This is a genomic window from Nostoc sp. CALU 546, from assembly GCF_048836525.1.
Map to the genome: position 1 here is coordinate 1 of NZ_JAWJTF010000172.1, position 10,081 is coordinate 10,081.

Genomic DNA, 10,081 nt, shown 5'->3' on the forward strand with positions numbered 1-10,081 from the left:
ATTTTTCGAGTTCCTACGCCTATTCAGGGTTTTGATTTCCTTGCCAGTCCTGCTCGTTCCATAGTTTTACCGTGTTGTCATCACTGGCAGAAGCTATCATCTTCCCATCTGGACTGAAGCTAATGCCATTAACCGAGTTTGTATGCCTAATCAGATTCGGGGTTTTGATTTCCTTGCCAGTGCTGGTATTCCATAGTTTTACCATGTTGTCAGCACTGGCAGAAGCTATCATCTTCCCATCCGGGCTGAAGCTGACACCAAAAACCTCTTTTGTATGCCCATCTAGGGTTTTGATTTCCTTGCCAGTGCTGGTATTCCATAGTTTTACCGTGTTGTCAGCACTGGCAGAAGCTATCATCTTCCCATCCGGACTGAAGCTGACACCAAAAACCTCTTTTGTATGCCCATCTAGGGTTTTGATTTCCTTGCCAGTGCTGGTATCCCATAGTTTTACCGTGTTGTCCTCACTGGCAGAAGCTATCATCTTCCCATCTGGACTGAAGCTGACCCTAAAAACCTTGTTTGTATGCCCATTTAGGATTTTGATTTCTTCGCCAGTACTGGTATTCCATAGTTTTATAGTGTTGTCAGCACTGGCAGAAGCTATCATCTTCCCATCCGGACTGAAGCTGACACCAAAAACCTCTTCTATATGCCTAATCGGATTCGGGGTTTTGATTTCTTCGCCAGTACTGGTATTCCATAGTTTTACCGTGTTGTCTTGACTGGCAGAAGCTACCATCTCCCCGTTCGGGCTGAACTTGACATCCCGAACCTCTTTTGTATGTCTAATCGGATTCGGGGTTTTGATTTCTTCGCCAGTACTGGTATTCCATAGTTTTATGGTCTTGTCAGCACTGGCAGAAGCTACCATCTTCCCATCTGGACTAAAATCGATGTGAGAAATCCATTCTGTATGCCTAATCGGATTCAGGGTTTTGATTTCTTCGCCAGTGCTGGTATTCCATAGTTTTATGGTCTTGTCAGCACTGGCAGAAGCTACCATCTTCCCATCCGGGCTGAACTTGACATCCCGAACCTCTTTTTTATGCCCAAGCAGGGTTTTGATTACTTTGCCAGTGTTGATATCCCAGAGTTTCACAGTCTTGTCGTGACTGGCAGAAGCTACCATCTTCCCATCCGGGCTGAAGCTAACGCCATTAACCCAGTTTGTATGCCCAGTCAAGGTTTTCTTTTCTTTACCACTGCTGATATACCAGAGTTTCACTGTGTTGTCGTAACTGGCAGAAGCTATCGTCTTCCCATCCGGGCTGAAACTGGTGCCATAAACCCCATGTGCATGTCCTCCCAAGGTATTGGGTGCGGCAACGTTGTGAACTGTATTTAATAATGCTAGTTCTACCTGGGTGCGGGTATTCGCATCTACTTTCCATAACCCACTTTGCATTATTACAGCAGCTTTGGTGCTTGATACGACAGCTTGCCGTCTATCTAAGTACAAAAACCCATCCGAACTTTGAGCTAAAGAATTAGTTTCACTGATTTCAGCCCTCCTCCAGTTTATACCCGCTAGTGCAGCTAAACCCAAAGCTAAGACCAAACCCCCTGCTAGACCTGAAAAAGTCAGCCGTCTTATACGTTGCTGTTTCTTTTGTTCCATATCGCGGAGTACTACACTAATTTTAATAAATTCTTGCTCCCCTTTGCTTAAATCCTCTCCTCGTTGTTTCAGTTTTTCTTCCGCGTATATTAACGCAGTACCCCGCAATAATCCTCCTTCATCCCGTTGCGTCTGTTCCCATTGATAAATCAGAGAGCGTAACCGCTCTTGCCAAGCCCGAAAACTACGGTCTGCATTCATCCATTGTCCTAGTTCACTCCAATTGCGAATCAACGCTTCATGGACAACTTCCACAGTTTCTTGATTAGCAGCATTTTGACTAGTAACTACTAATCGGTTATCTGCCAACTGTTTTACCAATTTCCAGCTTGCTTCACCCAATTCAGCTTTCGTTGCTAGTCGTCGCGTATCCTCGGTTCCTTCCCCCGGACGCACTAATTGGATAAAAATCCGCCGTACTTGTTTCTGCTCAGTCTCACTCAATTTGCAATAATTCTGATCTGCATGACGAGCCAAAGCACCTTTTACCTCACCTATCTCCTCATAAGCTATATGAGTTAACTGCTTACCCTTTCGCCGTCTCCACAATTCTGTTAATGCGAACTCTAGTAGAGGTAAGTTTCCTGGCTCATCTTCCACATCATCTAAGATACGTTTTACCAATCCAGCTTCAAAACTTACTCCTAACTTTTCAGCAGGTTTTTCAATGACTTGTGAAAGTTCTTCACGGTTCATTGACCTAACTTTTACATCAGCATTCTGCAACAAATCTCCAAATCGAGGATAGGAGAGGGCATTTCCTAAAAAATCCACTCGCATTGTTGCAATTAGCACATTATTATATTGCGATTGAGAAAGTGAAGATTGAAAACAGACTAATAGAGTGTCTAAAAAACTACGGCGAATTTTTTGATCTGTGCATAGAGTGTAAATTTCTTCAAACTGATCGGCAATCAACAAAACCTTATGATTGGGATAATTCCGTTCAATTTGGAAAAAAACATCTTGCAGAGGAATGGAACCATTAACAAAATATTCGGCTAACTGACGAGCTTGATGCATTCGTTCAGTAGCATTTTTGTCAGGCTCATAGAGTGGAACCAGCGCTTCAGCTAAAGCGTGAAAAGGGTCTGACCCAGGACGGAAGTGAGTAAATAGCCAGTGTCCTTCATTTTGCAGCTTTGGCACTAATCCTGCCAACACTACCGAAGATTTACCGCTTCCAGAAGCACCCAACACAGGTATAAAATTGCGGATTTGAGTCGCTTTAAACAGTGTCTGTACAAATACCTCGCGTCCAAAGAAAAACTTTGCGTCATCGGGACCAAAATGAAACAAACCGCGATAAGGACAGAGAAGATTTTCATCAGCAGCATCTATAAATTCAACAGGAGCTTCCCTGACATCTTCACGGTAATAGTAGTTGGTGATAGTAATAGTAGCAGTGTTGCCCGTACCAGTCTGAATGGCGCTGCTGTTAGCACTCCCTCCAACTTTGGCGCTGTGATTATCCTCCTGCACCCAGTTGTCACTCATCAAATCTGCCTCACAAAGAATTTACCAAAATCAAACACTAGACAAAAGTCATAAACGCTGATACTTAGAATTTTGATACAGATTAAAAGTACCATTTTCTGTAAAATTGCACTTTGAGTATATTCAGTAACATTTACTCAGATTTTGCGTTTTACCTATCGGTAGGTTCCTGGAGTTGGCGATCACATATCGTTTATGGGCAAGTTGGTTTTGAAGCCTAATTTAGATTGATTAATCGAAAAATTCAATTTAGCGGTGGCTGTAATTTAAGACTCAGTAAAAGCTTGAAGGTATAAGCATATTTCTTAATGTACAAAAAATACCCTTGGCACTCAGGTGCAATACTTTTAAGTAGTGATCACTCAATTACTGGCTACCCATCGGCAGCATAATAGGCCATTCTTTACAGTAAGAGTTATTTGTAAAGTGCGCTATATATAGCTGTTACACAAATACAGTTTGCGTACTTTCCCGTATTTACACAAGGCAAGTTTAGCAAGTTAATTTCAACTTAAGGTTTTCATAAATGAACAAGAGCGATTACCCTGACAAAAATCTGTAGTTTTCTGTAATTTCAAAGAATTGAGATCGATCGCCTCTGTAAGCGCATCGTACAAAGATCCAAGTTTTGACTAGGATCTTTGTCCTAGATAATTAATACTTATGTTGAACGATGAGAGTTGCGATACCTACGGTGGGCTACGCCAACGCCTCTACTCCATAAAGACTTGCACCAAAGCTGCCATCCTCATTCCCCAAAAGCACCGAGAAATAAGTGGAACCGTTACTTGAGGTCACTAGGTTAGAGAAGCGATCGCCGTTGAAGTTCCCAATTGTTACCGTAAGGGGAGAAGGTGCCCTTTCAAGGGTAGGTATTTAATAAAGGCGTATTTTTGCAGGTAAAATACTATCTAGCTTTTATCAGCAGAATTACTACGGGTGCAGGAGGGTGAATGCAAGTAGGAAAAAGCGAGGAATTAAGAGAATGGACTAGAAAAGTAATTGAAAAAATGCCAAATCTCACAAAACCTCAAGCTGTTGTACTGGCAATGTGGACTTTTGGGATAGTAATGACCCAATCAAGTGGACTGACAACGGTTTCAGTATTTTTAGCAGAACTACTGGGTAAAAAGGAGAATACTATACGTCAGCAACTGCGGGAATGGTATCGAGACGCAGAAGATAAAACAAAAACTGGTCGAACTTCATTGGATGTGACATCTTGTTTTAGTCCACTACTATCTTGGATTCTAAGTCTTTGGCCTAAAGGTGAAAAACGTCTAGCATTGGCAGCAGATGCTTCAACTTTAAGCGATCGCTTTACTGTATTAGCAATTAGCATTGTTTACCGTGGCTGTGGAATTCCAATTGCCTGGAAAATAGTTGAAGCTACCATTCCTGGAAGTTGGAAACCTCACTGGGAAGAATTATTTCGCCATATAGACAAAACTGTACCACCAGATTGGTTTGTAATTGTCACCACAGATAGAGGGCTTTATGCTGAGTGGTTGTATCAACAAATCTTGAACTGTGGTTGGCATCCTTTTATGCGGATTAACCTTCAGGGGCAGTTTCAAATTAAAGGTACTGTTTCTTGGCTACCTCTAAATACTCTTGTTCGAGAAGTTGGTCAGTCATTTGAGTCATTGGTAACTTGTTTCAAAAGTAACCCGATTGAATGTACATTGTTAGCCCGTCATGACGAGGGCTATGCCGAACCTTGGTTAATTCTCACCGATTTACAACCCGAAGTTGCGGATGCTTGTTGGTATTCGATGCGCTCTTGGATTGAATGTCTATTTAAAGACGGTAAAAGAGGTGGTTTTGCTTGGCATCAAACTAAAATGACAGATACCAAACGAGCCGAGAGACATTGGTTAGCGATCGCAATCGCTACTTTATGGCAGGTTAGTGTTGGAGGTGCTATTGATGCCAATTTGCCTATTAGTAGTTTAGACGAATTACCACAAACCCACGTTGCACGACGCAATTTGAAAAATAGTGTCTTCCATCGTTGTCTCTCATGTTTCCGTCGTGGATTTTTAGTGATTAAGGCTGCCGTTCTTAATCGTCTTCCCCTACCTCAAGGTAGCTTTTTCCCTGAACCTTGGCCTTCCTTGACTCCACAACTCCATGTCTCTCAAATCACCCTCTCTACTGCCTGATTTTTAAATACCTACCCTTGAAAGCGGTAGCAGCCGCCCCCGATAGAATTCCTGCTGTAACCCCGACAAAACCACCAGTACCCCAAGTTCCGACCAATCGCCCAAATCCTTGCCATGCAGAGATACCTGGTAGTAGCCACACTCCAAGCGATCGCACTTCACAGGATAACCCAGCGCGTGACATTTTTCGATTAGCGACGATACCAAAGGTGGATACGCAGTAGTGGTTTGGCAATCCAAAAATGTTAGGTGAGGGCTGGGTAAAGGTGAAAGGTTAATGGGTTTGGGATTTAAAACCTTTTCTCCTTCCCCCTTACCCTTTACGCCGCCAAATTCACTTGGCGAACTAATAGGGTGATTTGTCTTGCCTTGGATAAGGGTTAATTGTAGTTGGTCAGCCCCAACTTCCCCGCCCCAAAGCTCTTGCAGTATCTCCTCACCAACTTGATATCGATGACAGAAATCTCCAGTCTTCTCAAAGCAGCATAGGGTTATATCTTGTGGATTTTCTTTCTGTTTTCTCACCCACAATTGAATTAGTTGCTGACGAGAATCCAGAGTCTTCCTGAACTCCTTGGTGTATTCTTCCTGTGCGGCAGTATCCTGGGCTGATGCCTGTACACCACTTCAGCAGTTCTGGAGTTGGCGCGAATAGTGGCAGGTGCTTGCCTTTCCAATTTTCGGGAGGGTACAGCGAGATTGAGATGCCTTTGCCTCGGATTTCGCCACGATAATATGAGGTGTACACCGTCATAATCGCACCCTCTCCAAGTCATAGTCAGTCACTCGTGCGATGGGCGAAGTCCCGCCAAGGGCGATCGCATCTCTGAAAGTAAAAAGCTCGTCACCTTTTTCAGATAGCCCTGGTGAAAGCCATTCGATGCAGTAGAACCAGCAATCGCAAATCAGTTGAATGCCCTGGACAATCCTTGCTGGTGGCCCATCGCCATGAAACCGAAACTCGACTAATTCGCCCAGGCGGAACACAGGTTTTTCTTTGGTAACTAATTGTAAGTTGCCTGTACCAATGATTTCACGTCCTAAAACAGTTAGATTATCGTTGCCGGAGACAATCTCATAATTCCAGCCTTTAGCTGACCACTCTATACCGCAACAGTAACCGAAAGATTTGGTGGTAGTGACGTAGACTTTCTCCAACAGGGAAACTTCTAAGGGGGGAATCTCTTTACCCCAAGGTGGTGAAAGATACCAACAAGTTTCTAGATTCGGGACAAGGTTAATCATGGTTATGCCTCCTGACTGGACAATAGATGCCACAAGTAATCAATTCGTTTCCATGCCACAGCAGCTTGCCGTGGAGAACAACTCAAACCATAAGCGCGACGGGCATCGTAATTGCCCTTAATTCCCTTGGCTACTCCAATGGGAATCCCAAAAGCCACCTCACGAATGCCGGGTTCAAAGCTTCGGTCTTCATGAGAGAACCGTACTTGCGTAATCTGATTTCCAATCTGGTCTGTCCAGGCGGTTGGCTGTTGACGGTAGAATAAGCCATCGGCGTAGGCAATGATAAAGACTCTTTCTCTTTCATGTGGCAAGCCGAGGCAGTACGCGGGTATAGTTTCCCATTCGCATACGTACCGGATTTGGGAAAGGTCTTCGAGGACTGTTGCCATTCCTCTAGAGAGTAGCCCTGTTGGGTTTTCGATGAGAGCGATTGCTGGTCTACACTGGTTGATGATGCGGAACATTTCGCGCCACAGTCCAGACCTGGGGTCGTTAAGTCCTTTTTTATCTCCAGCGTTACTGGTGCCGCTACAGGGGAATCCCCCACACAAAATGTCGAATTGTCGTCGGTAGCAGTGGTAGTTAGTAATATCTGCGTGGATTGGAATTCCTGGTTGTTCATGGCGCAATTGTGATTGAGAATAAGGGGAGATTTCGACAAATTGCTGGACTCGGAATTTGTGGGATAGACCTGCGGTTGATATTCCGTGGTGGCAGAGTCCGCCGATACCGGAGAAAAGAGAAACGACTGATTTCATGAGGCGATCGCACTCCTCACCAATTCATCAGGTACTTCAAAAATTCCCAACCGCCCAATGTAAGGAATCGGTGTAATCTCGCGTGGATTCTCCAGCTTCCAGTGGTATTGCCCAGCCATTCCCCAGCCAGATGCAACTTGTGAAAACTTGCAATCAACTATTGTGACAATGCCAATGACTTGACCGCGACGTAGAGATATTAGTTCTGGGATTACTACCCCCATGCTTTGACAAAATTCTCTCGCTAACTGGTACTCTTTTTTGGTGCAGGTTTTTGCAGCGTGAATCAGAATGTCGCCGCGATAATGAATGGGCCAGCCTCGGTTTTCTATATCCTTTAGAGCATAAATAATTGCCCATGCCCAAGGCTGACGAACAGATATCGCTTTCATGTACCACCCTCTAAAAATTCAACAATTGAACATAAGAATCCAACGCTGCAAGTGCTGGATGTGGATGTATTTGCGACTTCATCTGTGAGATTTCTGTTCTAATCCGTATAGCACAATTTTAGTCTTGAGCAATTATTTATTACTTCAGGTGTTGTATCCTTAGTAAAAGGATGGACATATTTTTATATCTTATGCTTCTATGAATAGATATCAGAATTAGGGAAGTGGATATTTGAACCCAATTCCCTCTACTTGTTTTTGCTTTATCTTAATTGGTCTAGCCAAGCTACTAAATCATCAACTGATGAAAAATCTAGTAGAGCTTCTCCAAGGGCTTCTAGATTTTCAGTTGATAAGCGTTGAATTCGCTCTAAAATTGATGAATCTATTTCTGAAAAACGTCTATTTAGTAAACGTGAAGTATACTTAAAAGCTTCCTTCTGAACAATGTCTTGGTAAATAACAGATTCCTGCATAATATCCTCCCGTAAAAATTGACGAATTAAATCTTTTTCAAACCTTAAACCTGCAAATATCTCTGTACATCCAGCAATGTTCTGCCTTTCATCCCTATCTGGAATTTTAGCGATATTTTGAGCTACTTGGGATAATAAAGTTGCTGGGGAATCAGTTCGAGTTAAAGGCGCAAGAGGCAATAGCGCTGGATTATCCAGAAACAAAGCTGAATCTTGTTCCCATAACCGTATAACTCGATAACGGTGAATTGTGAACTCATCCGTGTATTCTTCAGTAAATGCAATAGGGTCACTGCTTTGTTGCAAGAAGATCACGACTTGGGTTATTGGTGTGTTATACTGCCGTTTCAATCTCACGTAATAGTCTAATACCCGCAAAGGAATTGGCGGATTAGATTTGGGGAGAGTCTGAAACTCAATATGCAAAATCCGACTACTTGTTTGCAAAAATGTGACATAATCTGCGCGGATTGGATCTATTGAAAGTTCAGTTTTAAGTACTGTAACTTCTGTAGTTTTATCTGGTAGCAACCACTTGGCAAACTCGGCGGGATACAATTCAGCTAAATACTTGGCAGTATTATCGTAACTCAATTTCTTTCATCCTTATTTCAATGAAAATTTAGTTCTTAGCAAGCTCAATGATTTTGTTTACTTTGTCAATGGTCAGAAAATTCATCTTCATCATAATCTTCTCCTCTTTTTGAATTTAGACTAAACCAACATTACTTTTTTAATTGTTATATCTTTTGGCTAGTTCCATTGCTGGAGTGCTACTTGCATGAACACTTACAATGCTCAAGTTAACTCCTGTTGTATTTAATATTGAGACTTAGCTAAATTCTTAAACTGTCCAAATCTTTCGTCAAACAAGAGATTAGCAGTTGTTTCACTACTAAACCGACTTTTCAAAACTGAAACTTCAAAAATGCCTTTTTGGGTAGTCTGTTTGTCGTAGTAATCTTCCCGGTACAAACCCAACATCACAGCAGCTTCTTGTTCAAATCCTCCCGATTCTCGAAAGTCTGCTTTGGTTGGACGCTTTTCGGAACGTGAATCAACTTCTCTTTTTAACTGCGCTAAACCCAAGACAGCGCAATTGAATTGTTTAGCGATCGCCCTAAGTTGTTTCAAAATGGAGTCGATTTCTTGCACGCGATTTTCGCCACGTTCACGGCGCATTGGTTCAATCAACTGCACATAGTCCACAATCACCAAACTGACTGACCCGCAACGAGCTTGTATATCTTGCAAATCACCTTTGATTTGTGATGTGGTGATTACAGGGTTGTCATTCAACCAAAATGGTAGTGCCATCGCATCAGCACAAGCTTGAGCCAAAGGATTCCAGTGAGATTCCCGGAGTGCATTGCGTTTAAAAAGCAGATCAGCAGGAACATGGGGCGCTGCCAACCTTGCGAGGGTCTTTTTGACCATTTGTGAGGCAGACATCTCTAAAGCGAAATAAGCGGTTGTTAAGCCGCTAGCAGCAGCCCGAATGCCAATATCTAATGCCCAGGTGGACTTGCCGATGCCGCCGCGACCTCCAACAACGGTCAAAGCACCGAAGGGCATCCCGCCAATTACCGAATCCAAATCATAGAATCCGGTGGGGACATTCACCTCAATCGCATCTTCACCGTTATTGGAAGCCTCAATCTCGGCATAAACGTCAGGGATGATGTCAGCCATCAGCTTCATTTGACAAGGGACAGTTAATTGGCGCAACTCTAAAAGTTTTTGTTGTCCCATTTCGATGACTGAAGTGGCAGTAGTTTCAGTCAAGGGAGCATCCATCGCTGTACGCGCCATTTGTAAAGCCGTTTGGATTACCGCTCTCAATTGCGCTTTTTCTCGAATTAATTCTGCTAAAGCATCGATGTTAACTGCTGACACGCAAGAGTTAAGCAAGGACGCAAGTTTA

Annotated in this window: 10 protein-coding genes; 2 read left to right on the forward strand and 8 right to left on the reverse strand. The window is 43.1% G+C overall.

The features are described 5' to 3' along the window. Positions 1-19: 19 nt before the first annotated feature. Entirely contained in the window at positions 20-3,118 is a 3,099-nt protein-coding gene (locus RRG12_RS40625; RefSeq protein ID WP_420763099.1) for a hypothetical protein, read from the reverse strand. A 663-nt stretch (positions 3,119-3,781) separates the two neighbouring features. On the opposite strand from RRG12_RS40625, the gene RRG12_RS40630 reads away from it, so the two are divergent. Both RRG12_RS40630 and RRG12_RS40635 read left to right on the forward strand, forming a co-directional pair. Continuing rightward, the gene (locus tag RRG12_RS40630) at positions 3,782-3,910 is read left to right on the forward strand and encodes a hypothetical protein (RefSeq protein ID WP_420763100.1); all 129 of its coding nucleotides are present in this window, start codon (positions 3,782-3,784) and stop codon (positions 3,908-3,910) included. Positions 3,911-4,071: 161 nt separating this feature from the next. Further along, on the forward strand, positions 4,072-5,283 hold the full coding sequence (locus tag RRG12_RS40635) for an endonuclease (protein WP_420758009.1): 1,212 nt from the start codon (positions 4,072-4,074) through the stop codon (positions 5,281-5,283). Between the two features lie 3 nt (positions 5,284-5,286). On the opposite strand, the gene RRG12_RS40640 is transcribed toward RRG12_RS40635, so the two are convergent. From RRG12_RS40640 to RRG12_RS40670, 7 genes are all read right to left on the reverse strand, one after another. After that, positions 5,287-5,841 carry a hypothetical protein gene (locus tag RRG12_RS40640; protein ID WP_420763107.1) on the reverse strand — a complete coding sequence of 185 codons (555 nt, stop codon included), beginning with the start codon at positions 5,839-5,841 and terminating at the stop codon, positions 5,287-5,289. Then, positions 5,759-6,037 (reverse strand): hypothetical protein, encoded by a 279-nt coding sequence (locus RRG12_RS40645; protein WP_420763101.1) that lies wholly within the window; start codon positions 6,035-6,037, stop codon positions 5,759-5,761. The genes RRG12_RS40640 and RRG12_RS40645 overlap by 83 nt, the downstream gene beginning before the upstream one ends. Continuing rightward, positions 6,034-6,528, reverse strand: coding sequence for a DUF1392 family protein (locus tag RRG12_RS40650; protein WP_420763102.1), 495 nt, complete (start codon positions 6,526-6,528; stop codon positions 6,034-6,036). Before RRG12_RS40650 ends, RRG12_RS40645 begins: the two co-directional genes overlap by 4 nt. 2 nt (positions 6,529-6,530) lie before the next feature. Further along, positions 6,531-7,289, reverse strand: coding sequence for a DNA cytosine methyltransferase (locus RRG12_RS40655; RefSeq protein WP_420763103.1), 759 nt, complete (start codon positions 7,287-7,289; stop codon positions 6,531-6,533). Further along, positions 7,286-7,681: an ASCH domain-containing protein gene (locus RRG12_RS40660; protein ID WP_420763104.1), complete on the reverse strand. Its 396-nt coding sequence runs from the start codon at positions 7,679-7,681 to the stop codon at positions 7,286-7,288. The genes RRG12_RS40655 and RRG12_RS40660 overlap by 4 nt, the downstream gene beginning before the upstream one ends. A 263-nt stretch (positions 7,682-7,944) precedes the next feature. Next, positions 7,945-8,751 (reverse strand): Rpn family recombination-promoting nuclease/putative transposase, encoded by an 807-nt coding sequence (locus RRG12_RS40665; RefSeq protein WP_420763105.1) that lies wholly within the window; start codon positions 8,749-8,751, stop codon positions 7,945-7,947. A 225-nt stretch (positions 8,752-8,976) separates the two neighbouring features. Then, positions 8,977-10,081 (reverse strand): replicative DNA helicase (locus RRG12_RS40670; protein ID WP_420763106.1); only part of this gene is annotated, 1,105 nt, incomplete at its 5' end.

What these genes read in the sequence shown, in the direction of transcription:
- RRG12_RS40650 (WP_420763102.1), bottom strand. Translation starts at nt 6,528, where the DNA reads ATGATTAACCTTGTCCCGAATCTAGAAACTTGTTGGTATCTTTCACCA.
- RRG12_RS40645 (WP_420763101.1), bottom strand. Translation starts at nt 6,037, where the DNA reads ATGACGGTGTACACCTCATATTATCGTGGCGAAATCCGAGGCAAAGGC.
- RRG12_RS40625 (WP_420763099.1), bottom strand. Translation starts at nt 3,118, where the DNA reads ATGAGTGACAACTGGGTGCAGGAGGATAATCACAGCGCCAAAGTTGGA.
- RRG12_RS40655 (WP_420763103.1), bottom strand. Translation starts at nt 7,289, where the DNA reads ATGAAATCAGTCGTTTCTCTTTTCTCCGGTATCGGCGGACTCTGCCAC.
- RRG12_RS40630 (WP_420763100.1), top strand. Translation starts at nt 3,782, where the DNA reads ATGTTGAACGATGAGAGTTGCGATACCTACGGTGGGCTACGCCAACGC.
- RRG12_RS40635 (WP_420758009.1), top strand. Translation starts at nt 4,072, where the DNA reads ATGCAAGTAGGAAAAAGCGAGGAATTAAGAGAATGGACTAGAAAAGTA.
- RRG12_RS40660 (WP_420763104.1), bottom strand. Translation starts at nt 7,681, where the DNA reads ATGAAAGCGATATCTGTTCGTCAGCCTTGGGCATGGGCAATTATTTAT.